General features: G+C 72.6%; 18 protein-coding genes. 10 read left to right on the forward strand and 8 right to left on the reverse strand.

From position 1 onward, the window contains the following. Positions 1-53: 53 nt before the first annotated feature. Positions 54-1,595, reverse strand: a complete 1,542-nt coding sequence (locus FHS37_RS21060; RefSeq protein ID WP_184823573.1) for an alanine/glycine:cation symporter family protein — start codon at positions 1,593-1,595, stop codon at positions 54-56. 862 nt (positions 1,596-2,457) lie between these two features. Here FHS37_RS21060 and FHS37_RS21065 point away from each other — a divergent pair. Then, the gene (locus FHS37_RS21065) at positions 2,458-2,742 is read left to right on the forward strand and encodes a hypothetical protein (protein WP_184823575.1); all 285 of its coding nucleotides are present in this window, start codon (positions 2,458-2,460) and stop codon (positions 2,740-2,742) included. Between the two features lie 234 nt (positions 2,743-2,976). Here the strand turns inward: FHS37_RS21065 and FHS37_RS21070 are convergent, their stop codons facing one another. Beyond that, positions 2,977-3,783, reverse strand: a complete 807-nt coding sequence (locus FHS37_RS21070) for a DUF1963 domain-containing protein (protein WP_184823577.1) — start codon at positions 3,781-3,783, stop codon at positions 2,977-2,979. Between the two features lie 501 nt (positions 3,784-4,284). On the opposite strand from FHS37_RS21070, the gene FHS37_RS21075 reads away from it, so the two are divergent. The 4 genes from FHS37_RS21075 to FHS37_RS21090 all read left to right on the forward strand — a co-directional run bounded on the left by FHS37_RS21075 (position 4,285) and on the right by FHS37_RS21090 (position 10,412). Further along, positions 4,285-4,485 (forward strand): hypothetical protein, encoded by a 201-nt coding sequence (locus FHS37_RS21075; protein ID WP_184823579.1) that lies wholly within the window; start codon positions 4,285-4,287, stop codon positions 4,483-4,485. 526 nt (positions 4,486-5,011) lie between these two features. Beyond that, positions 5,012-5,710, forward strand: coding sequence for a hypothetical protein (locus FHS37_RS21080; protein ID WP_184823582.1), 699 nt, complete (start codon positions 5,012-5,014; stop codon positions 5,708-5,710). Next, entirely contained in the window at positions 5,707-6,612 is a 906-nt protein-coding gene (locus tag FHS37_RS40825) for an effector-associated domain EAD1-containing protein (RefSeq protein ID WP_184823584.1), read from the forward strand. Before FHS37_RS21080 ends, FHS37_RS40825 begins: the two co-directional genes overlap by 4 nt. Before the next feature lie 17 nt (positions 6,613-6,629). Further along, the gene (locus FHS37_RS21090) at positions 6,630-10,412 is read left to right on the forward strand and encodes a DEAD/DEAH box helicase (protein ID WP_184823586.1); all 3,783 of its coding nucleotides are present in this window, start codon (positions 6,630-6,632) and stop codon (positions 10,410-10,412) included. Positions 10,413-10,639: 227 nt separating this feature from the next. On the opposite strand, the gene FHS37_RS21095 is transcribed toward FHS37_RS21090, so the two are convergent. Beyond that, entirely contained in the window at positions 10,640-11,029 is a 390-nt protein-coding gene (locus FHS37_RS21095) for a hypothetical protein (RefSeq protein WP_375372312.1), read from the reverse strand. Positions 11,030-11,219: 190 nt separating this feature from the next. On the opposite strand from FHS37_RS21095, the gene FHS37_RS21100 reads away from it, so the two are divergent. Then, the gene (locus FHS37_RS21100; RefSeq protein ID WP_229889915.1) at positions 11,220-11,729 is read left to right on the forward strand and encodes a glutathione peroxidase; all 510 of its coding nucleotides are present in this window, start codon (positions 11,220-11,222) and stop codon (positions 11,727-11,729) included. Positions 11,730-11,827: 98 nt separating this feature from the next. Beyond that, positions 11,828-12,679, forward strand: coding sequence for a MerR family transcriptional regulator (locus tag FHS37_RS21105; protein WP_184823588.1), 852 nt, complete (start codon positions 11,828-11,830; stop codon positions 12,677-12,679). A gap of 101 nt (positions 12,680-12,780) precedes the next feature. Here the strand turns inward: FHS37_RS21105 and FHS37_RS21110 are convergent, their stop codons facing one another. From FHS37_RS21110 to FHS37_RS21120, 3 genes are all read right to left on the reverse strand, one after another. Next, positions 12,781-12,972 carry a DUF397 domain-containing protein gene (locus FHS37_RS21110; RefSeq protein ID WP_184823590.1) on the reverse strand — a complete coding sequence of 64 codons (192 nt, stop codon included), beginning with the start codon at positions 12,970-12,972 and terminating at the stop codon, positions 12,781-12,783. A 224-nt stretch (positions 12,973-13,196) separates the two neighbouring features. After that, on the reverse strand, positions 13,197-14,054 hold the full coding sequence (locus FHS37_RS21115) for a helix-turn-helix domain-containing protein (RefSeq protein ID WP_184823592.1): 858 nt from the start codon (positions 14,052-14,054) through the stop codon (positions 13,197-13,199). Positions 14,055-14,367: 313 nt separating this feature from the next. Next, entirely contained in the window at positions 14,368-15,120 is a 753-nt protein-coding gene (locus FHS37_RS21120) for a GOLPH3/VPS74 family protein (RefSeq protein WP_184823594.1), read from the reverse strand. 222 nt (positions 15,121-15,342) lie between these two features. Between FHS37_RS21120 and FHS37_RS21125 the strand changes: the two genes are divergently transcribed. From FHS37_RS21125 to FHS37_RS21135, 3 genes are all read left to right on the forward strand, one after another. Further along, positions 15,343-17,889 carry a D-alanyl-D-alanine carboxypeptidase gene (locus FHS37_RS21125; protein WP_184823596.1) on the forward strand — a complete coding sequence of 849 codons (2,547 nt, stop codon included), beginning with the start codon at positions 15,343-15,345 and terminating at the stop codon, positions 17,887-17,889. A 188-nt stretch (positions 17,890-18,077) separates the two neighbouring features. Beyond that, positions 18,078-20,000: a DUF8823 domain-containing protein gene (locus FHS37_RS21130; protein WP_184823598.1), complete on the forward strand. Its 1,923-nt coding sequence runs from the start codon at positions 18,078-18,080 to the stop codon at positions 19,998-20,000. A 273-nt stretch (positions 20,001-20,273) separates the two neighbouring features. Next, positions 20,274-21,839: a sodium:solute symporter family protein gene (locus FHS37_RS21135; protein WP_184823600.1), complete on the forward strand. Its 1,566-nt coding sequence runs from the start codon at positions 20,274-20,276 to the stop codon at positions 21,837-21,839. A 24-nt stretch (positions 21,840-21,863) separates the two neighbouring features. Here FHS37_RS21135 and FHS37_RS21140 read toward each other — a convergent pair whose 3' ends face one another. After that, the gene (locus FHS37_RS21140; RefSeq protein WP_184823602.1) at positions 21,864-22,982 is read right to left on the reverse strand and encodes an ADP-ribosylglycohydrolase family protein; all 1,119 of its coding nucleotides are present in this window, start codon (positions 22,980-22,982) and stop codon (positions 21,864-21,866) included. Positions 22,983-23,096: 114 nt separating this feature from the next. Then, on the reverse strand, positions 23,097-25,580 hold the full coding sequence (locus FHS37_RS21145) for a tetratricopeptide repeat protein (RefSeq protein WP_184824096.1): 2,484 nt from the start codon (positions 25,578-25,580) through the stop codon (positions 23,097-23,099). Between the last annotated feature and the right edge of the window lie 29 nt (positions 25,581-25,609).

A 25,609-nucleotide genomic window follows, 5' to 3' on the forward strand; every position in this document is an offset into this window, starting at 1 on the left:
AAGGCGCGAGGTGGGGAGCAGACCCTCTCGAGGAGCCGGGCCGCCGGGGGCGGTCAGACGGTGGTCCTCACCGGCTCCTGGTCCTCGCCGGACTCGTCGTCCGTGATCTCGCCGGCCCTGCGGGCGCGGACGAACTCCAGGAAGGAGTTCAGCTCACGCTTGACGACCGGGGCGAGGAGGTAGAGGCCGATGATGTTGATGACGGCGAGCATGAACAGCACCGCGTCGGCCATGTCGATCAGTGTCTGGAGGGTCAGCAGGGAGCCCGCGACGGCGAAGACCGTGTAGACGACCTTGTACGTCAGCTCGCTTCCCTTGCTGCGGCCGAAGAGGTACGTCCACGCCTTGAGGCCGTAGTAGCCCCAGGTCAGCACCGTGGAGATGGCGAACAGCATCACCGCGACGGTGAGGACGTACGGGAACCAGGGCAGGACCGTGCCGAAGGCGTCGGAGGTGATGGTGACGCCGCCGATGGACTCACCGGCCCGGGCCTCGGCCCAACTGGCCGGGTTGGCGATCACGATGGTCAGCGCGGTCATCGTGCAGATGACGACCGTGTCGATGAACGGCTCCAGCAGGGCGACCAGGCCCTCGCTCGCGGGGTGCTTGGTCTTGACCGCGGAGTGGGCGATCGGCGCGGAGCCGAGGCCGGCCTCGTTGGAGAACGCGGCCCGCTTGAAACCGATGATCAGCGCGCCGAGCACACCGCCCGCGACGCCCTCGGGATCGAAGGCGCCCTCGATGATCGTGCCGATCGCGGCCGGGACGGCCGTGACGTTGACCAGGATGACGATCAGGCAGCCGACGATGTAGATGCCGGCCATGGCGGGCACGAGCCTGCTGGTGACGTTGGCGATGGAGCGGATGCCGCCGAGCAGCACGATGCCGACGAGGGCCGCGACCAGCAGGCCGAAGAAGAGTGCGCCGGCGGAGGAGCCCATCAGGCCGTCCTCGCCGCCGGTGACGGACACCAGCTGCGCGTAGGACTGGTTGACCTGGAAGAGGTTGCCGCCGAAGAGGCCGAAGAACAGCACCATGGCGGAGGCCAGGATCGCGAGGACCTTGCCGAGCTTCTTGCCGCCCGCGCCGAAGCGGTCGGCCAGGCCCTTGGGCAGGTAGTGCATCGGGCCGCCGGAGACGGTGCCGTCGGCGTGCACCTCGCGGTACTTCACGCCGAGGGTGACCTCGACGAACTTGGTGGCCATGCCGAGCAGGCCGCACAGGATCATCCAGAACGTGGCGCCCGGGCCGCCGATGGAGACGGCGACGGCCACGCCGGCGATGTTCCCGAGGCCGACGGTGCCGGAGACGGCGGCGGTCAGCGCCTGGAAGTGGTTGACCTCGCCGGCCGATCCCTTCTCGTCGTACTTCCCGCGCACCACGTCGACGGCGAGCTTGAACTTGCGGACCTGCACGAGGCCGAACCAGCCGGTGAACACCAGACCGGCGACCACCAGCCAGGCGACGATGAGCGGGAGCTCCGTACCGGCCACGGGGACGGAGTAGAAGACGACTTCGCCGAGCCAGCCGGCTATGGGTTCAAAGAATCCGCTGACTGCCTTGTCGATGGACTGGGTGAGGGAATCGAGTGACACGGTGGGGACCTCAGTAGCGCAGGACCGGCGCACACGGTGCTGCGCCAGTAGGGGTGCGGTCTTTGAGCGAACGCCGTTGTCCGATCGGCGATCCGGGGGTCGACGTCCGCGGACTCGGAGCGTGATCACCTCGGTCGTGCTGCCGGAGCGGGCCCGGCACTCCGCAGAAGTGGCGAGGGGTGGTGCCACCTGCGGAGTTGCGCATTCCTAACACACGCCACCCACCCGATAGAGTGATGCACGTCACAACACCTTGAGTGACCTCCCAAAAGCCCAGCACCCGTGACGCGACCGTTATCCGGACGGCGATATCCGTTCATCGGGCATCTATTTGTGCAGGTCAGGAGCGTGCCCCAGAACGCACCTGTCAGAGTTCCGCTCCTCGGCGCCTCACCGCCCTTGATCACGGTGCGTCAGGAAGCCGTGAAGGCGTGTCCGCAATCCGGTGCGGACCCGTGATCGCCCTCGGCTGAGGTGCGCTGCACGACCGGCGACGCCCGGCCCTGCCCCGAGTGCGGTCAGCCGGTGAAGACCGGTGCCCCCGTGCTCCCCGTGCTCCCCGTGCTCCCCGTGCGGAAGGACGACGGCCGACGGGCCTGTCGGTCCCTGAGGAGGTGTGCCGGTCGGCACGTCTGGTGGAACGGGCCGGTCGGCCGGACGACGCCTTGGAGATCCGCCCGGTGCCGGGCCCGTGACGGAGCGAACCCCTGAAGCGGTGTCACGGGTTCGAATCCTGCCGGGGGCACCGGGCCGAAGGACCCGGACCGATCGCGGCCGGGCCTTCCGACACCAGCGGGAGGGTCGCTTACGGCCGGGGCGCCTCCTGAGCAGCCGCTCCGCGTGGCTCATGGCCTCCCGCCGCGTGTCCTGCACGACGTGCGTGGACGCGCCCATCGCCCGCGCCGCCGACGCGCAGGACGCCGCGGCCCTGCACGAAGGGGCGGACGCGGCGCACCGCGGGCCCTCGGTGACGGCGCCCCGCTGCAGGACCGCCCGGCTGCCGCGGGAATTCGTCAACGCCGCCACCACGGCCCTGGAGACGGGTGACGACTACGACGCGGTGACGAACCGCGCGGTCAGGCCGGCCGTCGCCGCCCCGGGAGGTTCCGCGGCCGACCCGCGGCCCGGCGAGCCCGCGGGGTCCTGACCTCCCGACCGCGCCCGCTGGACACCACGGTGGGCGCGCGACGGTGCGGGCGCGGTTCGGGGACACCCACGGGCGCGCCCTGTTGAGCAGTACGCCGCCGCCGACGCACCGGGTCGAGCGGGGAGCAGCGGGAGACCGCGGGAAGCGCCGCCGGCCACGGGGAACCGGAGGCAGGAGCGGTCCCCGATCGTCGACGGTTCGGTCCCGTCACCGGGACCCCGCCCGCCCCGGCCGTCAGTGGCAGTCGAAGCGCCAGTCCCACGGGAGGCCGGGGCACCGGCGGCAGTGGAAGAAGTAGACGCCGCCGCAGTCGCCCAGCTGGATGTCGCCGGTGATGGTCAGGAGGTGCTCCATGCGGTGCCCGCCCTCGCAGTCCGGCCAGTGGGCGGGCTGCGTCCAGGCGGGCCAGCCGCCGACCTTCGTCCCGATGACGTTGGAGTCCGGCGGCCACACCGAGCCGCCCGTCGGCGACCGGAAACGGGGTTCCCAGGTCTCCCACACGTCCTCGGGCAGGTCACGCCAACTCGGAAAGTCCTCCGCGGTCGCCGGGGACAGCGTGGACGGTTCCGGCACGTGCTCCTCGTCGTACTCCCCCTCGCTCGCCTCGGGGATCCCGGACAGCAGCCCTCCGGCCACGACCTCCGCCTCGTTGCGCCAGTACAGCCGCGGCACCACCGGGCCGGGATCCTGCTCGTGCACCAGCGCGCACCACACCAGCTGCAGCAGGTCCTTCCCCTCCGGGAACTCCAGCCCCGGCACGTCCCGGGCGAACAGCTGGAGGATCGGCACCATCGGCACCGCGCCCGGGACGATCTCGGTCCTGTTGGACGGGTCGGAGCCGAACGTCCAGTGGTCCTCCTGCGCGCAGTACGGCCACGGCTCGTCCGCGGGCCACAGCAGCTCGCCTCCCAGCGAACTCTCCCGCACACCGGGGTCGCCGGGCTCCGGGTTGAGGAGGGTGGTTTCCCGGGCGAGGGCCGCGTACTCCGGTATCAGGGTGCGCAGGTCCTCCGCGGGCGGTTCGGGTGTGTCTCCGGGCATCGCGGCTCCTCGGGGCGGCAGACGTCGGCGGGTGCTGCGGGCACGTTAGTACGTGCCACCGACGGCCCCGTGCGGCAACGGCCGCCCCGTCACGCCCCCGGATCTCGCGGGTCCCCCCGCACGGGACCCGCCGCACCACCGCGGCGCTCCGGACCGTCCGCGGGCCGTGAAGGAGGGCTCGACGCGGACCGGCGCCGACGGTTCGACCGCAGGTCGGCGCCGGGAGGGCCGCAAGGCCCGAGGCCCACGCGGCCGCTGGTCACCGCTCCGGCCGCTGAACGCGCTCGGGGGAACTCGGCTCGGTCTTCGAGACTCCGTCGGCCTTGCCGGGCGTACCTGCGCCTCTCGACCGGGAGCGAGATCACCCTTACGCAGCGTTACTCCCCCGCACGCCGAGGGCACACCCACATCACAGTGACCCCACGCAACAGCCCACCGACCGCCGCACGGGCCTCCCGGCAGGGGCAGCGGTCGGCGGGCGGGCACCCAGGAGGTACTGCCATGAGTGTGACCTCGACGAACCCGCTCTCCACCCCCCGGCTGCGAGGCTGGGCCGCCGTCCTCGTCGTCATCGTGATCGTCTGCGGCCCCGTCGCACAGATCCAGGACGTCCTGACCAACCTGATCGCGCTGTCAGCAGTCCTGGTCTGCGGCTCCGCGGTGAGCTCCGTGTCGACCCGACGGCCGCAGCTGACCGCGTGACCGCCGACCGGACCCGACGCGGCCCCCTCTCCCGGCCTTCCCTCCCCGGGAAGCCCGGAGGGGGCCGCCCGTGCCCGATCCGGCGGGGGCGGACGGGGAGCGACGGATAACACCGGCCGCCGACCCGGAGCGGTCGGGGTCGGCGTCCCGTCAGGCCGGGCAGGGCCGGTCGCGCGTCCCGGGCCGCCGGCGTGCGCACGCACCTCTTCGTCGATGGTCTCGACGTGACCGCGCGCAGTGACAGCGGAACGACCGGAATCGATCCGAGGCGGCTGCTCCGCCCCGCCGCCCTCCCGAGGAAGGGACTCCAACGGTGGGGACGGGCCGAGGGGTTGACCGGTAAGGATGCCTGCTGGCAGACAGTATCCAGGACGTCCACGAGCGAAGGGAAGAATCCACATAATTTTTTCCCTTTGACTGGTTTCGACGACTTGTCAGTCGCTAGCCTTCGAATCCACAGCTCTCGCAGGAGACGTACCACTTCAGTCGGGTCGCTCCTGTGGCAGGTCGTCCGGTACGCGAGGTTATGTTGATCGAATTCCCCGACCCCCAATTACCCGCACACGAGCTCGTGCTACCGCCCGACGACGCGTCACGGGGTGAATCCGACACCTCCGCGACGCCGCCGCTCGCCGGACGCATCACGCTGGGCGGGCCGACCGCCTTGCGGCTGACCCCCGACGAGCTCTCCGCCGATCCCGAACTCGCGCGCTACGCCGCGGCGGAGGCCGGCCGCCACGCCTACCACCTCGTCCGGTTGGCCGTGACCTTCTCCCCCACCCCTCAGCGGCCTCGGCTGGAGTTCGCCCACGTCGCCCTGAACATCACGTCCAAGCCCGACGAACCGGCGCCCGTCGCCCACTCCATGGAACCGATGCGGCTCTCGGACCCGGTGGAGATCAGCAGGACCCGCAGGCTCGGACCACAGCTGTCCCTGCTCGGCGCGGACGCCTCCCTCGGGGAGATCGGCCGGAGCGTCCAGTACATATCCCACCAGCCCCTCGTCGAGGCCCTGGGTCTCCAGAGCGGCGCCCCCGCGTGGGAGTTCCGCCGGACCCGCGCCCACGAGCTGTCCGGCTGCCATCCCCTCAGCCTCGTCGTCCGCACGGCGGCCGATGCCGTCACCGAGGTGACCCTCACGGTCAGCGCCGGGGTCAGGATTCCCCTGCTGCGGCGCTTCACCCGGCGACTGCCCGACCCGCTGCGGCTGGAGGCCACGCTGTGAGCACCGGCGAGGGGAACGCCGAGGCGCCGCTCCTCCCGGAGGAGATCCGAGCGCTGGCGACGGTCTACAACACGCCCTCCCGGGCCGAAGTGCTGTTGCGCAGCGCGGGCTACCCGGCCGACGCCCTCCCCTACGCGCCGGGCACGTTGTGGGAGTACTGGGAGCAGGTCTCCCTGGGTCTGGCCACCGGGGTCATGGCCGACGGCCGCCGGTCGATCCTGGCCAAGGCCAGGGAACGCTACCCCCACCACCCCGTCTTCCGCGGAGCCGCGTCCGTCCCCGAGTCGCGCACGCCGTCCGGTGCCCCCCGGTCCGGCACCGGACGGCTCAAGGTCATGGTGCTCGGCGCCGAACCGGCGCGGCGCGGTGCGGTGCGGGCCGCCGCCGAGCTGCGCGAGATCCAGTCGGCGGCCGCCGACGCGCTGGACGTCCTGTCCTGCCCGGCGGCGACCCCGGCCGACCTGGAGCAGATTCGCCGGCAACGGCCCGACATCCTCCACCTGGCCTGCCACGGAAGCCAGGGGGCACTGCTGCTGGAGGACCACGAGGGCGAACCGCTCTCACTGCCCGCGGCGGACCTGGTGGAGACGCTGCGGCTCTCGGCCGAGCACTATCGGCACCGGCTGCGGGCGCTGCTGTTGCGCTCCTGCGGCGGAGAGGAGATCGCCCGTCTCTTCACCGGCGTGGCGGACGTGGTGATCGCCCACCGCGGCACCCTCGACTCGGACTGCTCGACGCAGTTCGCCGCCGCCTTCTACCGGGAACTGGCCTCCCGCACAGTTCCGTTGACTCCCGAACACCTGCGTGCCACCGCACACATCGCGGCCCAGGACGTGGTCAACCGGGCCGGTTTCTGCCGTTCCCTCCGCACCGATCTGATCGTTCTGCCCCGAACGGCCTGAGACAGAAGGAGCAAGCAATGACGCTTGCCGACGCACCCGAATCGCCGCAGCCGCTCGGAACCGGGAGCGGGGAACCCGACGCCTGGGACATCCCGGACGAGGACTGGACGCTGCTCGTCCGGGGACTGACCAAGGTGTGCAAGGACAGTGAGCGGCGCCGCAAGTTCCTGACCGATCTGGGGTTCCCCGCCGACGGACTGCCGTTCGACGGGAAGAACCACCGAGATTTCTGGGACGAGGTCAGGACCGAGGCCCAGGCCGGCGTGGTCGACTGGGGCTGGCGGGAGATCGTCCGCGCCGTCCTCACCGAGGGCCGTTACCCGCACAACGTGGAGTGCAAGACCCTGGCCGTCAGACACGGCCTCCAGGTCGACGCGCCCACGGAGCCGCTCGTCCCGCCCGCCAGGCCGGAAGTGATCGTCATCCCCGGCTCACCGCCCTCCTCCTCGTCCTCCCCTGATCCGTCCTCCTCACCGCCGCAGGCCTCGCGGGCCGTCGCACCGGCCGTCGTCATTCCGGCGCAGGCCCCGCCGGACCACTCCGCGCTCCTTCCCGACGTGTCCGGGTACCCGGACCTCCTGCCCAGGTCCGCCCAGCCGGACCAGCGGAAGGCGTTCCTGGAGCTGTGGGAGGAGAAACTCGGCCCCTGGGAGAAGCTCGACGGCTTCCAGCGGGAGCTCATCAGGGTCTGCCGCAAGATCATCGACGACCGGGGCATCGCGCTGGTGTACGCCGTGACCAACAGCGGCAAGACCACCGTGGCGCGCGTGGGCATGACGATGGCCCTGAACAGCGGCAACTCGGCGATGATGCTGCTGCCGACCAAGGCCCTGGTGGCCCAGGAGGAGGCCGAGTGGCAGAGCTGGCGCGACAGCCGTAAGCCGCTGGACAAGCTCAACGTGTACGGCGTCTCCCGGGACTACCCCGAGAGCGACCGCCCCGTCGGCGGCGGCCGGTACAGCGTCGCCGTCGCCATCTACGAGAAGCTCGGCGTGTACCTGGTCAACGGGTTGAGCCCGCTGGACAAGACCGGGGTGGTGGTCGTCGACGAACTGCAGATGCTGGCCGAGACCAGCGACCGGGCGGCCAAGCTGGAAGCGCTCCTGACCCTGATCAAGCTCCGGATCGGCGGGGAGCAGCCCGCCCTGCTGGGCCTGTCGGCCGCGCTCACCCCGGAGGCGGGCGAGACCCTGGAGCGGTGGCTGGGCACAGGCCGCACCACGTTCACGCCCAGCAGCAACGAACGCCCCGTCCCCCTCGACACCTACGTCGTCGGCCGACGGAGTTGGCTGGTCCAGCCCAACTCCCACCTCCTCAGCATGCCCGGCCGGGCGGTACCGGACTCCGAGTACCAGCAGGACCACTCCCTCCCCGAACTGCGCACGAAGTACGCGCAGGCGCTCTCCAAGGGGCTCAACGGGCTCCAGGGACTGTCCACGGCGGAACTCGCCGCGACCCTGGTGCTCAGCATCCTCAAGCAGAACGACAAGCGCCGGATCATCGTCTTCGTCCCCACCCGGACCGCCTCGGACCAGCTGGCCGAGGGCATCCGCAAGGTCCTGGACCAGGCGATGGGCCAGCCGTCGGGCGGCTCCCCCTGGGCGCACGGCCGGTACAACAACGAGTCCTCCGCGGCCCGCGACCGGGCCAACTCCCTCTACTCGCGGCTGCGCAACTCCGACATCCCGGGCCACGAACTGGTCATCCGCGGGCTGCGCAGCGGCGTGGCCGCGCACTCGGCCGCGCTCGCCCCGCCGATGCGCCGCATGCTGGAGGACGAGTTCCGCGCCGATGACGGGCTGCTGCGGGTCCTCGTGGCCACGGACACCCTCGCCGTCGGCCTCAACCTGCCCGCCGACACGGTCATCGCCACGAGCATCTCCGGTCTCAGCGGCGCCGGGACGGGCCGGGTCCGGCAGATCCTGCGGCCCGCCGACCTCGACAACAAGGGCGGCCGCGCGGGACGCCGCGGCAAGACGGCAGCGGGCCAGGGGGAGTTCTACATCCTCGTGCCCACCGACCGGGAGCTCCAGATGGTCGACGGGCTGACGGCCGCCGAGATCGACGAGCTCTCCAGCGTGGAGGGGGTCTTCAAGCGGTTCGTGAAGAGCAAGTCCCGCTCGCTGAAGGTCCGGTCGCAGTACCGCGACCCGGTGGCGATCTGCGGTCTCGTGCTGCAGGTGCTGTGCCAGGACAACCGCATGCTGACCCGCAGGAAGTGGCTGGAACGGGTCAGGACGATCCTGGACAATCTGCTGATCAGCTACGAGCCCGAGCCTCAGCCCCAGATTCCGACGCCGGAGCGGGTCCTCGAGGAGCTGCAGAACCGCGGCCTGATCCACGAGGAGAGCCTCAGCAGGCGGCCCGGAGCGGGCAAGAGCCTGACGCTGACCCCCGTCGGCCAGGCGGTCGGGCGCTCCGGCCTGGAGCTGGACGACGCCCCCGAGCTGCAGCAACTGGCCGAGCGGGCGCGCAGCGGCGCCGGGACCATCGACCTGCTCTGGCACGCCTGCCGGACCCGGCCCATCCGGCAGGTGACGGCCTGGGTCTCCCTGCCCGGCCAGAGCACCAGCCGGCACCTGCCCTCCCTGAAGGGGGCCGTCCAGACCATGGCCATGGCGCACTGCTCGGAGTCGGAGCAACAGCGGGCGAGTTGCAGACAGTGGGTGGCCTCCGAGTCCGTCGTGATGCCCGACCGGCTGCTGGACCCGCAGAACGCGGTGGCGTCGGAGGAGTTGCGGAACCTGATGGAGAGCGACGAGGAGACCGCGTCGCTCGACGAGATCAACGCCCTGCTCCGCGCGCTGGTCGCGTACGAGTGGATGAAGGGGATCCCGTTCGCCGAGATGCAGCAGCGGTTCTCCGGCTCCATCAGGTCGGAGGAGGAACCGGACAAGGGGCACATGAAGCCGCCCTCGCTGTCCCTGTTCTACTCGGACGTCGAGCAGTTGTGCGAGCAGATGGCGGGGTACCTCCGCGCCGCGGCGGAGATCAGCGTCACCGACGACGGCGTCGACCACTCGGGTCGCATGCAGGCGATCTCGCAGCAGGTGGAGTCGGGGCTGCCGACGTGGCTCGCCCAGGTGTCGAAGATGCGCATCGCGGGACTGCACCGGGAGCGCCTCGCGAAACTGGCGGCCCTGCCGGAGGAGGAGCAGCCGTCCCCGCTCTCCAGGCTGGTGGACACCGATCAGCTGCGCGACGTGCTCACCGACAGCGAGCGCAAGGACGCGCGGCGCATCATCGACGACCGGGTGGCGCAGGAGCGCGAACACCGCGAGCGCCTCGCCCGGGAGTGGGCCAGCGTGCTGATCCCCGGCGGCGACGGCGCGTTCTTCGACGACGTCTCCACGAAACTGGAGAACGCCGACGGGCACGTCTCCTACCTCAAGGAACTGTGCTGGCTCGCCGAGTGCCTGGGGATGGAGACCACCCCGGTCCGTCAGGAGGGTTCCTACGTGCTCTCCGAGTGGAGCGCCGAGGGAGCCGGGTCGATCACCCTGCGCGTACCGGTGTCGGTGCTCACCAGTGACATGGCCCTGGAGGTGTCCCCGGAGGACACGCTGATCGTCGTCCGGGACCGCCGGCCGGGCGTGCACGGCGTGCTGGGGACCCAGGGCTCGCGCGCCAGGTTCCTGGAACCGGATCACCTGCTGTCGACTCTCGCCCACCTGGTGAAGGACCACACGCAGGTTCCCGGCCAGGACGTCGTCGACGAGCTGCGGAGGATCCGGAGGTCCTCGATGGGCACCGGGAGCTGGTCCGTCCAGCCCACCCGGACCCAGCCCGAGCCCGACTAGCCGGCGCACCGGGACCGGCGCCCGGCCGCGGGGCGGTTCCGCATCCCGCCGGGTCCCTCAGTCCCGTGCCTCGGGGTCCGCTGCCCCGGGAGACCCGTGCGGCCCGGCAGCGTCCCGAAGAGGTCCTCCACGAACGTGCCGTGAGACCGCGGGGCCTCCTCGACGGCGGTCACCCCACGCCCCGGCCGACTCCCGCGGACCGGGCCCGGGCCGGGGCACGGCCGACGTCACCGGGCACCGCGCGGCGCGGAGGAGGGAGGCGCGGTGGGCCGTCGGGCTCCGGTCGGCCGCCCGGGCCGTGCCGCGGGGGTGATCACGGCGGAGACGGCGGCGGTCACGGCGAGGCTGCCCGCCGTGACCGTCCCCGCGCCGACCGCGGAGAGGCCGCCGGCGTCGTCCGACCGGTCGTGGGAGGCGGCGGTCAGGCCCGCCGTGGTGCCGGGCACAGCGCCCGCGGTGTGGTGCCGGGACGCCGCCCCGCGCACCGGGGCCGGCAGGGTCAGCACCAGCCCGATCACCTGGCACGCCTCGTACGGGCCGGTCGCCGAACCGTCGGGGTGCACGTCACGGTGCTGGTCCCGGCCGAGCCGGGCGGCCCACGCCGCCGGCGCCACCACAGCCGGCACGAGGAACGGCAGCAGCCGGGCGAAGGGGTCCGCCGGTCGTCCGCGCGTGGCCCGGGCGTCCCGCCGCCACCGGGCAGAGCGCGTCCGCTCGGATCCACCTGAGTGCACGAGCCGTGTGCGGGCGGGCCGGCTGCCCGGGCGGAGGCACGAGAACGTCACGTCCCGGGGCTAGGCTCCGCTCATGACGACTGCAGAGAACAACGGAACCTCTCCCCTCGACGTCGAGATCGGTGCCCTGAACGGCGGTCCCGCCGGGCTCGCGCAGTACGCGGGCCGGGCCGTGCTCGTCGTGAACGTGGCCTCCAAGTGCGGGCTGACCCCGCAGTACGCCGGGCTGGAGCGGCTGCACGAGCGGTACGCCGAGCGCGGCTTCACCGTGCTCGGCGTGCCCTGCAACCAGTTCCTCGGGCAGGAGCCGGGCAGCGCGGAGGAGATCGCCGAGTTCTGCTCGGCGACGTACGGGGTGACCTTCCCGATGACCGAGAAGGTCGAGGTGAACGGGGAGGGGCGGCACGCCCTGTACCGGCGGCTGGTCGGTTTCGCCGACGCCGAGGGGCACAGCGGGGACATCCGCTGGAACTTCGAGAAGTTCCTGATCGGACGGGACGGCGAGGTCGTCGCACGCTTCTCGCCGCAGACCGATCCGGAGGCCGCGGAGGTCGTGGCGGCGGTGGAGAAGGCGATCGGCTAGGACACGGCCGCCGGAGCCCCGTTGACCTTGCCCCCGGGGCAGGGTCGAGCCTCGGTGTCGCCGGGCGGAAGGGCCGTCCGGCGACGGAGGACGACGGAGTGGGCGAGGAACTGCTCGGCATCGGGGCGTTCGCGGCGCGGACGCGGCTGTCGGCCAAGGCCCTGCGGCTGTACGACCGGATGGGGCTGCTCGCCCCGGCGCGGGTCGACGAGGTCACCGGCTACCGGTTCTACCGGGCCGACCAGGTCGAGCGGGCCCGGACGGTGGCGCTGTTGCGGCAGCTGGACATGCCGCTGGCGGTGGTCGCCGAGGTCGTCGACGCGGACGACGGCGCGGCGGCGGCCGACCGGCTCGCCGCCTACTGGGCGGACGTCGAGGCGCGGATCGCCGGGCAGCGGACACTCGCCGCGTACCTCCGTGCACGGCTGGCGGGGAGGAGTTCCGAGATGCACGTGAAGTTCGTGGTCGAGACGGTGGACGTGCCCGAGCAGGTCCTGGTCACCGAGACGCGGCACACGCTGGTGGACGAGCTGCCGGCGTGGATCGGCGCCTCGCTGGGGAGGCTGGAGGAGGCGGCCCGGGAGTGCGGGGGCGTGGCCGGGGTGCCGTTCGTGGCGTACCACGCCGAGGTGTCGACGGAGAGCGACGGCCCCGCGGAGTCCTGTGTCCCGGTCGCCGACGGGGCGGCGGCGCGGGAGTGGGCCTCGCGGCGGGGCCGGGCCCGGGAGACGGCGGTGCGGGTGGAACCGGCCCGGCGGCTGGCCTACGTCCGGATCACCAAGGCGCAGGTGGCGCATCCGCAGATCCTGGCCGCCTTCGAGGCGGTGGAGGAGTGGATGGCGGCCCGGGGGCTGACGCAGGCCGGTCCGTGCCGGGAACTGTACTTCGCGGACTGGGACGCCGCGGGTGCCGAGGACCCGGTGTGCGACGTGGCCTTCCCGGTGGCCTGAGGACGAGGAGGCCGGGGCCGCGCACCGGAGCCCTCTCGGCTAGGACGGCGGACTGGTCGAGAGGGCCCTGCCGGTGGCGCGGCTGGTGGTCGCCGGTCCGGTCAGCCCTTCACCGAGGCCACGAAGGCGCTCCACGCGTCCGCGGGGAAGGCCAGCTTCGGCCCCTCGGGAATCTTGGTGTCCCCGAGTTCCAGTGCTTCCCCGGTGGTCGACCTGACCATCACGCACGCACCGTTGTTGTTGGTGTAGGAGGATGTCGTCCACGTTTCCGTGGCACCCAGACGAATTGCCATGTTCGCTCCGTAGCCAGATGCTGAGTTGCTGTCACCGGCCTGCGCATTCCGGCATGGACCCGCAGAACGGATTGCGCCAACCCCCACTGGTGGTTGGCGTGATCGACGCTACTCGCCAACATCCTCTTCCGGAGCGTCCGTTCACTCGACCGGATGGCATATTCCAGACGAGTCTTCCCGCCCCTCTTGTCAGGGGTGTACCATCCGCCCCGCCTGACGGAAGATCAGCGTGCGTACTCCTTCGCGATGCGCTCGACGAGCTGCCGGGACTGGTCCACGTTCAGGGACTGGGCCCGCAGGTGCTCGTACATCACGGTGTACTTCTGCACGTCGTGCGGCTTCTCCAGGTACAGGTCGCTGGTCACGCCCTCGATGTACACGACGCTCGAGTCGGCCGCGTCGGCGAACTCCAGGATCGAGTACTGGCCGTTGATGCCGGCGTGCGCGCCCACCTCGAACGGCAGCACCTGCACGGTGACGTGCGGCAGCTGGGACAGCTCCATCACGTGCTCGAGCTGTTCCCGCATCACCTGCCGGCTCCCGACGATCCGGTGCAGCGACGCCTCGTCCAGCACCACCCACAGCCGCAGCGGATCCTTCTCCGCGGTGATCCGGCTCTGCCTGCGCAGCCGGACCTCGACCCGCTTGTCGTTCTCCTGCTCCGACGACTCCGGCGAGCCGCCCCGGATGATGGCCTCGGCGTAGGCGCGGGTCTGCAACAGGCCGGTGATGATCTGGGGTTCGTAGACGCGGAGCGACTCCGCGTCCGTCTCCAGACCGATGTAGACGCTGTACGGGATGTCGCCGAAGGCGTGCCACCAGCCTTGCTGGCGCGAGTCCTTGGCTATCTGCATCAGCGACTCGACGATGCGCTGGTCCTCCACCTCGTAGACCCCGCACAGGTCGCGGACGTCGCGCTGGCTGATGCTGCGCCGGCCGTTCTCCAGCCGGCTGATCTTCGACTGCGACACCAGCAGCCGTTCCGCCACTTCCTCGGCCGTCATGCCCTTGAGCTCGCGGAGTCTGCGCAGCTCCTGGCCCAGCCGGCGCCGCCTGACAGTGGGGTTGACATTGGATGCCACGGGACGTGCACCTCCGGCTGCGTACCTCATACTTGCCACTTTGCGTATCTGCTGCCGAGCAGACTGCCACCAAGGTGCTTCCTACCGCTGGGAAACGGTGGATATGCGACGGGTGCACGCCCGTCCACGGAACGGCGGTGGCAGGGCGCCGGTTCCGGACACGCCGAGCGGGGCGGAGGGAGTCCGTGCACTCCCTCCGCCCCGCTCGGACAGCGGCTCCCGTGACCGGGTCTGCGGTGCCGTGGATCCGTGCCGTGCCGTCTCGCGCCGTCGGCCCTGGGCCCCCCTCGGGGACTGCCGGGGGACGTGCCGCTCAGTGGGCCGCGGCGCGCGCCATGGATCCGCGGCGCGGTTGCGCCGGAACGCCTCGGGCGGGTTCCGGTGCGCCCCTGCCGCCGGCGGCCTGACGGCCCGCCTGGGCGGGGCTGCGGCGCGGCTGGGCCGCCGCGCCGTTCTGGACGTCCATCACGGCGTGCGCCACGAGGCCGCCCATCGGGTCGTGCCGGATCAGGTCCCGCAGCCGGGAACGCGAGGAGCGTCCCTCGTTCCCCGGGTACAGGTGCTTGCCGAGGCCGACCGCGTGCGCCAGTGCGGCGAGCGCCGCGGTCCGCGGGTCCGGCGGGACGCCGGTGCGGATCGCGGAGTCCAGCCGGGCCCTGATCTCCCGGCTGATCTCGGTGTCCGTCGCCTGGTAGCGAGTCGTCGGCAAGACCCCGCACATCTGTCCGGCCACGGCGTGCACCATGCCGCACCGCTCCAGATGCGAGAGGTAGGTCTGGCGGAGCCCGAGACGCGGCCCGCCGATCCAGTGGACGGCCCGTACCGGAGCGCCGCGCCTTCGCAGCAGCTCCAACGCGCAGTCCAGTGTCGGATCTCCAGTCGGCCGTGGTACCACCACGGCGATACGATCCCCGTCTGGGGCTATCCGTCCGGCCAGCGCCAGCTCCACTAGCTGTGCTCCGGCCAGACCGAGGTCGAGCGACTGCGGCTGTGCAGTGGTACCCGTGGCCGGGTCCAGTGCCAGCAGCAGAAGCTCCTCCGGAAGTGTTCTGCGGCTCCTGCCCATCCATGCCTCCCCGCGTGGATGAATGACAGGGTGACCCCTCTCACATTGGTCTGTCGAGGGTGCGTGACCGGTTCGTAAGGGAACCGGCAGGTATGTCGTTCTCGTCTACCACGTGGGGACGGCCCGCACACAGGACACTGGTACAGGGTTCGGACAGCGCTGTGAAGCGGTGTCGCGGGCGGCGGTTCACGGTTCGGTTGGCGCACGCGGGGCGTGCGGCGCATGGAGGAGGCATCGGTGGCGGGCGAGTCCCCCGACAGGTCGAAGCAGCGCGAGTCGTCGGCAGAACCGACGTCGGGGAGCGCGGGTCCGGTTCCCGAGGCGAGGAACTCCACCGAGACGCAGGACCCCCGTCTGGCGGTGGCCCGCGAGGCCGCGCCCTCGGGGGGCCGCGGGAGTGTCGATACGGCCACTCGGGTGCTCTCGGTGCGCGAGGCGACGGAGGAGGCCGCGGAGGCCGGCGACGCGTCCTCCGGGAAGCGTGACGGTTCTGCCCCGGAGGGCGACGGGCGGCTGCACGAGGCGGTGGCCGCGTGGGTGCGCTCGGCGGCCCCCGACGAGGCCGACGCCGCCCCGCGGGACGACTCCGGCGACGAGCGGGCGGCTGTCGCCGCCGGGGGGCCGAAGACCGGGGACGCGGACGAGGCCGAGGACGCGCCCGAGGGCGGGTCCGACGCCGACGCGTCCGGGCCGGAGGCGGGCGAGCCGTCCCGGGGCGGCACCGACGCCGAGGACGCCGAGGACGGGGACGAGGACGCCGTGGACGAGGCGCCCGCCGGTGCGCCGGAGGCCGCCGCCTCCACGACCGACCAGGACGACGAGCCCCGGGACGCCACCACCCCCGCGGCCACGGACGACGACGTGGCCCCGTCCCCCGGCTCCGAGGACGCGGACGCGGACGGACCCCGGAGCGGCGACGCCCCCGCGGCCACGGACGACGACGTGACCCCGTCCCCCGGCTCCGGCGAGACCGGTACCGGGGCCACCCCCCGGGACAGCGCCCCGGCGGCCGACGACGGCTCCGAGGACGCGGACGCGGACGGACCCCGGAGCGGCGACGCCCCCGCGGCCACGGACGACGACGTGACCGACGCCCCCGCTGGAGCCGGGTCCGAGGGCCCCGTCGATCAGCCCACCGCCGTCTTCAGGACCGGGCGTCCCTCCGCGCCCTCCGTCGACCAGCCCACCACCATGCTCAAGCTGGGCGGCGCGGCTCCCGGGGCCGAGCCGGACGGCGCGTCCGCCGACGCGGGCACCGACTCCGCATCCGACTCCAAGTCCGAGTCCGAGTCCGAGCGGACCAGCAAGTTCGTCGCGCTGAAGGCGCTCGACGACCCCGACACCCGCAAGCCGCCGCGCGGCGGGGACGCCACGACCGCGTTGCGCACCGTGACGCCGGCCGCGAAGCCCCCCGCCCCCTCTCCCGCCGAGGCCACCGCCTCCGTCCCGCAGATCGGGCCCGAGCGGACGACGCAGCAGCCGTTGCCGCCCAAGCCGCCGCTGGACCTGCTGGCCGAGCTGACCAACACCCCGCCGCCGCCGGAGACCCCGCTGCGGACGGCCGTGCGGCGGGTCAAGATCTGGACCCCGCTGGTCCTGCTGCTGGTGATCGTCTTTGCGGTCGTGCAGGCCGTGCGCCCGCTGCCGACCCCCACCCTGGTGCTCACCGCGGAGGACACCCACACCTTCGACGGCGGCCGGGTGAAGCTGCCCTGGCCGGACGAGGGCCAGGGTTGGATGAGCGGCGACGGCATCGGCACGATGGACCACTTCGGTGAGCAGAAGCCGGTCGCCATCGGCTCGGTCGCCAAGACCATGACGGCGTACATCATCCTGCGCGAGCACCCGCTGAAGCCCGGTGAGGAAGGCCCGAAGATCGAGATCGACGCGAAGGCGGAGAAGGAGGGCGGCTACGACAAGGACGGCGAGTCCACGCTCAACACCGTCAAGGCCGGCGACTTCCTCACCGAGAAGCAGGCGCTGTCGGCCGTCATGGTCCCCTCCGCGAACAACATCGCGCGTCTGCTGGCGCGTTGGGACGCGGGCTCCGAGGAGGCGTTCGTCAAGAAGATGAACGACACCGCCAAGGAGCTCGGGATGACCAACACGACGTACACCGACCCCTCGGGGCTGAAGGAGACCACCGTGTCCACCGCCGAGGACCAGACGAAGCTCGGCATCGCGGCCATGAAGATTCCGGCCATGGTGGCCATCACCAGCGCGGCCAGCTGGACGGACCCGAGCGGACAGTACTGGAGCAACTACAACGAGCTGCCCTACACGATGGGCGCGATCGGCATCAAGACCGGCTCCACCACCAAGGCCGGCGGCAACCTGCTCTTCGCCGCCCGCAAGAAGGTGGGCGGCCAGGAGGTCACCGTCGTCGGCGCGATCCTCGGCCAGCACAAGGGCCCGTCGATCCTGGACACGGTCAACGAGGTCAGCAAGCCCGCGCTGCGCGCCGCCCAGGAGGCGCTGGCCTCGGAGGAGATCCTGAAGAAGGGCGAAGTCGTCGGGTACGTGGACGACGGCCTCGGCGGCCGCACCCCGGTCGCCGTCGCCGAGGACGTCAAGGCCGTCGGCTGGGCGGGGCTGTCGGTGAAGCTGACGTTCGCCGCGAACGAGCTGCCGCACCGGGCGGAGGCCGGCACCGAGGTGGGCGCGCTCACCGTCGGCGACGGCACGAGCAGCGCCGTCAAGGTGCCGGTCGCCCTCCGGGAGGACCTGGTGGAGCCCGGCCTCACGGACAAGCTGACGCGCCTTTCCTGACCCCGCGGCGGGAACGCGCGGCGCGCCCGCCCGTGTCCCCGTCGGCCGGCGCCCACCCGGGCGACGGCCGACGGGGCGCGTGCTAGCGTCACGAAACGGGCAGGCCGCCGGTCACCGGGGCGCGGTGGGACACACGGCGGACGGGACGCGGCCGCGAACAGGAGACGGGACACGGGGAGTGCCTTCAGGTGGCCACTGCGGAGCCGACACGCGCCGACGACGCCGATCCGGGCCCGGGGACGGGAACGGGGACCGGTCCGCGAATACGCGTGCCCGACGCGCAGCACCGGGAGGACCCGGCGGCCCCCGCGACGGCCGCGGACCCCGTGGCCCCCGCCCCTGACCGCGCGCCCCGTACACCCGACACGCCCCGCGCGCCGCGCCTCGGGGCCGCCGTCCTCGCCGTGCGCGGCCGTATGCTGCGGCACCCCGTGCTGTCCGTCACCGGTCTCGCCGGGGTCCTGCACGTCGTCTGGTTCTTCACGTTCGCCAACAGCGGTGGCGATCTCGCGGCACAGGACGCGTGGGCCGAGTTCGTCGGCCGGCACCCGGACTCGGCGTACAACCTGGCCTGGTACGGCGGCATGCACCCGGTGTCGTACAGCGTGGTGTCGCCGTACCTGATGTCCGTCCTCGGGGTGCGGACGACGATGATGATCGCGGGGACGGTGTCGGCGGGGCTGCTGACGCTGGTCCTCATGCGCGGCCGGGTGGTGCGCAACCCGCTGTGGGCGGCGCTCGCGGGCGTGTTCGCGCTGCTGTGCAACGCGGCCTCGGGGCGGGTGACGTTCGGGCTGGGCACGATGTTCGCGCTCGGGGCGGTCGCCGTCGTCTTCTGCTGGCCGTACCGGTGGCGCTACAAGCGCTGGGCGAAGGCCCTGTGCGCGGCTCCGCTGGCGGCGCTGGCCACGATGGCCTCGCCGGTCGCGGGGCTGTTCGTGGGCCTGGTGGCGGTGGCGCTGTTCCTGCAGAAGCGCCGGCCGGGGGCGTGGGCGCTCGGGCTGGCGCCGAGTGCGGTGGTGGCGGTGTCCGCCTGGCTGTTCCCGTTCTCCGGGACGCAGCCGATGGGCATCGGCTCGGTGATCCTGCCGCTGCTGTACTCGGTCCTCGTGTACGTCCTGGTCCCCCCGGGGTGGAAGACCGTACGGATCACGTCCGCGGTGTACGGGCTCGGGATCGTGCTGGTCTGGCTGATCAGCTCGCAGATCGGCTCCAACATGACGCGGCTGGCGATGCTGTTCGCGGGCGTGGTGCTGGTGGCCGCGCTGCCGTTCGCGGTGCCGAAGTCCCTCAAGTGGTACGCGATCGTCGTCGCCTTCGCCGGTTTCACCGGCTGGATCGGCTTCAAGTCGGTCGACGACGTCGTGCACACCACGCCGCGGGCGTCCTGGGCGCGCGAGCTGGCGCCGCTGGTGAACGAGCTGCAGGAGGTCGGCGCCGAGCGGGGCCGCGTGGAGGTCGTCCCGGCCCGCTCGCACCGCGAGGCCTCCGCCCTCGCCCCGTACGTCAACCTGGCCCGCGGCTGGAACCGGCAGGCCGACATGGAGCGCAACCCGCTCTTCTACGACGACACGCTCAACTCGGCGAACTACCACGAGTGGCTGAAGCGCTGGGGCGTGCACTTCGTGGTGCTGCCGAAGGACGAGCCGGACGGCGACGGCGGGCAGCGGGAGCGGGAGCTGGTGCAGCGCGGGCTGCCGTACCTGAAGCAGATCTGGGGCGACGCCAACTGGCAGCTGTTCGCGGTGACCGACCCGACCCCGCTGGCCGAGCCGCACACGGTGGTGGAGCGGGCCGAGCAGGGCGAGATGACGCTGCGCGTGGAGAAGGCGGGCCGGATCCTGGTCCGCGTCCCGTACTCGCCGTGGCTGAGCATCATCGACGCCGAGGGCGACAAGCTGGAGCCGCCGCAGGAGACGGAGGCGTCGAAGAACCGTCCCGAGGGCGAGCCGAAGACGTACGAGAACGTCAACGGCTGCCTGATGGAGACGGAGGAGGACGCGAACGGCGACCGGTGGACGATGCTGCTCGCGCCGGAGCCGGGCACGTACCGGCTGGCGGCGCCGTACGACGTGCCGCGGGGCACGCCCTGCCCGGACGAACTGCGCTGAGACGGCCCGCACGGCCGGTCCCGAAGCACCCTCCCCCTCGCTCCTCGGCGCGGGGGCCGGGGTGTTCACGACGCTCATCATGTTCATGTACATGAACGAAGGTCACCTAGTCGAACATTTTTGCCTCCTCTTGACCTGACGCTTCCTTGTCGCGCCCACGCCACCCCACCCACGATGAGCGGGCACTTCGCGGCCTTCCTCGCCCCTACCCCACTCAGGCGAAGTGCCAACCAGCTGAGTGGAGTTCACAAGGCGGACCCTGGAAGGGGGGACATGAACAGTCTCGACTGGGCGGTGCTCATCAGCTACTTCGCCGTGATGGTCGCCATCGGCGTCTGGTCCCACAAGCGGGTGGACAACGTCAGCGACTTCTTCACGGCCGGCGGCAAGATGCCGTGGTGGCTCTCCGGGATCTCCCACCACATGTCGGGCTACAGCGCGGTGATGTTCACCGGGTACGCGGGCATCGCCTACACCTACGGCGTGACGTCCTTCGTCACCTGGTCCTTCCCCATCGCCCTCGGCATCGCCATCGGGTCGAAGCTGTTCGCCCCGCGGATCAACCGGCTGCGCTCCCGGCTCCACGTGGCGTCCCCGCTGGAGTACCTGAAGAACCGCTACGACCTGAAGACCCAGCAGGCGCTGGCCTGGTCCGGCATGCTGCTGAAGATCGTGGACGTGGGCGCGAAGTGGGCGGCGATCGCCACCCTGCTGTCCGTCTTCACCGGCGTCTCGCTCAACCAGGGCATCCTCATCACCGGCGTGGTCACGGCGATCTACTGCACCATCGGCGGCCTGTGGGCGGACGCCCTGACCGAACTCGGCCAGTTCGTCATCCAGCTGCTCGCCGGCATCGCGATGTTCGTGGCGGTGCTGGTCGAGCTCGGCGACCACGGCGGCTTCCTCGGCGTCTGGGACCAGCCCGAGCTCCAGGGCCACGAGAAGCCCCTGGTCGGCCCGTACGGCACGGTCTTCCTGCTGGCGTTCCTCTTCATCAAGCTGTTCGAGTACAACGGCGGCATGCTCAACCAGGCCCAGCGCTACATGGCCACCCCCACCCCCAAGGAGGCGGAGCGCTCGGCGCGGCTCTCGGCGGTGCTGTGGCTGGTCTGGCCGCTGGTGCTGTTCTTCCCGATGTGGATGTCGCCGCTGCTGGTGGAGTCCCAGAAGGGGGACGGCTCCGACTCCTACGCCCTGATGACCGAACAACTGCTGCCGCACGGCCTGCTGGGCCTGGTCATCGTCGGCTTCTTCTCCCACACGATGGCCATGTGCTCCTCGGACGCCAACGCCATCGCGGCCGTCTTCACCCGTGACGTGGCGCCGGTGCTGTCGGCGAGGGCGCGGGCGTGGGGCGAGCGGTCCGGCCTGCTCGCGGCCCGGATCACGACGGTGGTCTTCCTCGGCCTGTCCATGGCGGTCGCGACGCAGGTCAACTCGCCGACCTTCAAGGACATCATCACGGTCGTCATCAAGTGGGTGGCCGGACTGATGGGCCCGATCGCCATCCCGATGATGCTGGGCCTGCTGCGGCCGTTCCGCCGCTCCGGCCCCACGGCGGCCATCACCAGCTGGGGCATGGGCCTGCTGGCCTTCTGGCTGGTGAACTACCCGATCCACTGGGCCGTCGACGGCGGCGTGCCGCTGGAGTACCAGGTCTCGATCCCGCTGGCGGTCTCGCTGGTCCTGTACGTCCTCATCGGCTACGCGAAGCCGGAGGACACCCCGGAGCGGATGGCGATCATCGAGCGGGTCAACACCGACGGCGACGACGACTCGGCGGCGGCGGCGGTGCCGGTCCCGGCGGAGGAGGTACCGGGCACGACGCGCACGCCGTGAGGGACCGGGCCGCCCCCGGGAGCATCATCCCCCTCGCGGATACCGCGCCAGCCAGGCGGGGGACGACCCGGCGGGTCCGTGCAGGGCGGGTCCCTGGGTCATCTCCATGGCGAAGTCGTCGGCGAGCTCCAGGATCGTGGGACGGCCCTCCAGCTCGGCCAGCCAGGCCGGGGGGAGGGCCGTCTCGCCGTGCAGGGCGCCGAGCAGTCCGCCGGTCAGCGCGCCGGCGGCGGCGCTGGGCCCGTCGTGGTCGACGGCGAGGCACAGCCCGTGCCGCACGTCCTCCCCCACCAGCGCGCAGTACACGGCCGCGGCGACGACCCCTTCGGCGGACCCGGCCCCGATCAGCTCCGTCACCCGCTCCGGGGTGGGCATCCCCTGCCGCACGGCCCCCAGCGCGTGCTGCAGGGCGTCCGACACCGGCTGGTGCCCCGGCCACACGGCCAGCAGCGCGAGCGCCTGCTGCACCGCCGCGTCCAGGCTCTCGCCCCGGGCCAGCGCGTGCACGACCACGGCGTACGCGCCCGCCGCGAGACAGGCGACCGGGTGCCCGTGGGTCTGGGCCGCGCACTCCACGGCGAGCTGGGCGACGAGCTGCGGCTCCCAGCCGACGAGCAGCCCGAAGGGCGCGGAGCGCGCGGCGGCCTCCGGTCCGGCCTCACCGGGGTTCTTGGGCGCCGCCGGCGTCCCCATGATCTCGTCCCCGAGCCCCACCAGCAGCGCACGGGCCGGGCCCCGGCGGGCGTACAGCCACTCCTCCCGCGCCAGCCACCCGTCGTCCTTGCGCCGCTCGTCCGGTCCCCAGTCCCGCTGGGTGGTGGCCCAGCGCAGGTACGCCCGGTGCAGGTCGGTCGGCGGGTGCCAGGCCCCGGTGTCGCGCCGCACCTGGGCGCGGATCAGCCCGTCCACGGAGAAGAGGGTGAGCTGGGTGTGGTGGGTGACGGCGCCGCGCCGGCCGTAGGCGGGCGCGAGACCGGCGACGCCCCCGGCGCCGCGCGCCTCCCGCGTCCCGTCGGCCGTCGCCCCGTCCACCGGCGCGCCCAGCGCGTCCCCGACGGCCACCCCGAGCAGTGTCCCGCGCACCCGGCTGCGGAAGTCCTGCTGCTCACGGCGCCCCCACACGGGCCCGGCAGTCGCACCCACCCAGACCTCCCAGGCACCGTCCGTACGTACGACGGGCAGCACTGTAATCGAACGGGAGCGGCCGGTTCAGGGGCGGAGGGGCATGCGGTGGGTGACCCGGGTGAACGGAGGTGGTCAGGTGCCGGCCGCACCGGGTGACACCGCGCGCCTGACCGCGTCCCGCTGGGTCCGGGCCCACGTGTGGAACGGATCGAGTTCCAGGGCGCGGTCCAGATCGGCCAGGGCCTCCTCGGGCCGGCCGAGGCGGAAGCGGGCCACCCCCCTGCTCGCGTACGCCGACGCGTACCCGGCGTCCAGGGCGAGGGCGTGGTCGTACGCGGCCAGGGCCTCCTCGTCGCGGCCGGCGGCACGCAGCGCGTCGCCGCGCTCGCAGTGGGCCCAGGGGGAGTCGGGCTGCAGGGCGACGGCACGGTCCAGGTCGGCCAGCCGGCGTTCCGGGTCGCCGAGTTCGCGCGCCACGCGGGCCCGGCGGATCAGCGCCCAGGGGTAGTCGGGCCTGAGTGCGAGCGCCCGGTCGAGGTCGGCGAGCGCGGCGGCCGGGTCGCCGAGGGCGAGCCGGGTGGCGCCGAGGGAGGCCCAGGCGTAGTCGTGGGCGGGGTCGAGCGCCACGGCCCGTTCCAGGTCCCGTACCGCCTCGTCGTGGCGCCGCAGGATGCGCGCGTACTCCCCGCGCAGGGCGAGGGTCCGGGCGTCGTCCGGGGTCAGGGCCAGGGTCCGGTCCAGGTCGGCGACGGCGGTGTCGTGGTCGCCCCGCACCGCACGGGACACGGCACGGCCGCGGTGCGCCCGCGCCACCGTCTCGGGCGGCAGCGTCACGTCCCAGTCGGGTTCCCTCGCGGGCCGGCCCCCGGGCTCGCCCGGGGACGCCCCCGTCCCCGCGGCCACGGCGCCCGAAGTCCTCGACGGGCCGACCGGCGGCTCCCGGAACCTGCGGAGGCGGGACGCCCCGAACGACACTTCCCCCGGGGGGAGGGCCGGTGCGTTCCCGGTACCGGCGAGCAGCTCCTCCAGGACGGCCTCCGTGCCCCCGCCGACGAGTGCCCGCGACAGCCGCCGCCCCCACGAGGACACGACGCGCAGCTCGGCGTCCCGTCCCGCGTCCTCCAGGACCCGCACCCACCGTCCCGCGACGGCCTCCCCCTGCTCGCACGCCTCCACGAGGTCCCGCAGCACCCCGGACAGCGCCTCCCGCTCCCGTGCGCACAGCAGGTGGTACGACTCCGCCAGCCGCAGTTCGCGCCACTCCTCGTCCGCCCACAGCCGCCCGGCGTCCCGCCCGGCCTCCGTCTCCCCGCGCCACTGCCGGAACACGTCGGCCAGCCGCCGCTGGCGGTCCGCCCAGCCGCGCGGGGAGCGCAGGCGCTGCAGCCGCAGCATCGGCGCCCGCACGACGTCGTGGTAGCGGAGCCGCCCCGCGCGCTCGTCGGCGAACGGCAGGGTGCTCACCCATCCGTACAGCTCGTCGAGCCGGTCCCCGTCGCAGTCGGCCGCCGCCCGGAACACGTCGGCGTCCAGCCAGCGCGGCAGCGCGCCCGCGAGGGCGGCGGCCCTGCGCACGGGGTCCGGCTCCCACTTCAGGAACCGTTCCACGGCCGTGGCGCTCGGGTCGTGCACGTCGTCGGGGTGAGCGGGGCGGGTGCCCGCGAGCGTGGAGACGAGGACGGGGAGGCCGCCGGTGAGCCGCAGCACCTCGGCGACGACCGGTTCCGCCGTGATGCCCCGGTCCGCGAGCAGGCCGCGCGCCTCCGCCTCGGTGAACGGGCCCAGCGCCAGGGTGGTCGTGAAGTCCGCGAAGCCGCCCCAGCGGGCGGTGTCGAAGGGACGCTGGCCGGCGGTGACGACGACGACCGTGGCGGGGAGGGTGCCGTACCGGTCGGTGGTCATGACGTCGTGCAGCCAGGCGTCGAGGAAGGTGCCGGTCCGCTCGTACGTGTCGAAGAACAGGACGATCCAGGGCGCGTCGGCGGCGACGCCGTGGAGTTCGTCCGCCAGGACCGGCGTGAGGACGCTCTCCGGAGAGAGGACGAGCTGGACGTCCTCGGGGCTGCGGAAGCGGGCGCCGAGGCCGGTGCGCAACCGGTCGGCGCCCTGGGCGAGTCGGGTGGGGTCGAGGACCCCGGCGAAGGCTCCGACGCCGGGTATGAGCCCCAGTCCGGCGAGTCCGGCGCGGGCGACCGCCATGCTGCCCGCCGAGGGACCGCCGCCCGCCGACGGGCCGCTGTCCGGCTCGGGATCCAGTGCGGCGAGGGCGGCCGTCCCGGCCTCGTGGCGCCGCTCGCGGTGGGTGGCCAGCAGGCGCTCCAGCTCCTTGAACCGGTGCCCCTGCGCCGCGAACTGACGGCACATCACGGCGAGCGCCTCCGGTATGTTGCCCGCGCTCTCGTCGACGTACGACGTCACCGCGCCGCACTCGCGGGCGATGTGCTCGAACTCCTTGAGGAGCCTGCTCTTCCCGACGCCCGCGTTGCCGTGCACGTGGAACAGGAAGCGGTGGCGCCCGTCCTCGGGCGGGGTGTCGAAGTTCGCCCGGAACAGCTCGCGTTCGGCGCTGCGGGCGACGAGTCCCGCGCGCCTGCGCTGCTGGATCAGCCGCTGCATCGACGGTCGTGCCTGTGCCACGCGAACGT

It is taken from the genome of Streptomyces griseomycini (assembly GCF_014203535.1).
In the GTDB taxonomy this organism is placed as follows: domain Bacteria; phylum Actinomycetota; class Actinomycetes; order Streptomycetales; family Streptomycetaceae; genus Streptomyces; species Streptomyces griseomycini.

Bases quoted from the DNA above. Each gene is read 5' to 3' on its own strand.
- FHS37_RS21125 (WP_184823596.1), top strand. From the start codon at position 15,343: ATGGAGGAGGCATCGGTGGCGGGCGAGTCCCCCGACAGGTCGAAGCAG.
- FHS37_RS21120 (WP_184823594.1), bottom strand. From the start codon at position 15,120: ATGGGCAGGAGCCGCAGAACACTTCCGGAGGAGCTTCTGCTGCTGGCA.
- FHS37_RS21145 (WP_184824096.1), bottom strand. From the start codon at position 25,580: ATGCAGCGGCTGATCCAGCAGCGCAGGCGCGCGGGACTCGTCGCCCGC.
- FHS37_RS21080 (WP_184823582.1), top strand. From the start codon at position 5,012: ATGTTGATCGAATTCCCCGACCCCCAATTACCCGCACACGAGCTCGTG.
- FHS37_RS21135 (WP_184823600.1), top strand. From the start codon at position 20,274: ATGAACAGTCTCGACTGGGCGGTGCTCATCAGCTACTTCGCCGTGATG.
- FHS37_RS21090 (WP_184823586.1), top strand. From the start codon at position 6,630: ATGACGCTTGCCGACGCACCCGAATCGCCGCAGCCGCTCGGAACCGGG.
- FHS37_RS21100 (WP_229889915.1), top strand. From the start codon at position 11,220: ATGACGACTGCAGAGAACAACGGAACCTCTCCCCTCGACGTCGAGATC.
- FHS37_RS21110 (WP_184823590.1), bottom strand. From the start codon at position 12,972: ATGGCAATTCGTCTGGGTGCCACGGAAACGTGGACGACATCCTCCTAC.
- FHS37_RS21075 (WP_184823579.1), top strand. From the start codon at position 4,285: ATGAGTGTGACCTCGACGAACCCGCTCTCCACCCCCCGGCTGCGAGGC.
- FHS37_RS21070 (WP_184823577.1), bottom strand. From the start codon at position 3,783: ATGCCCGGAGACACACCCGAACCGCCCGCGGAGGACCTGCGCACCCTG.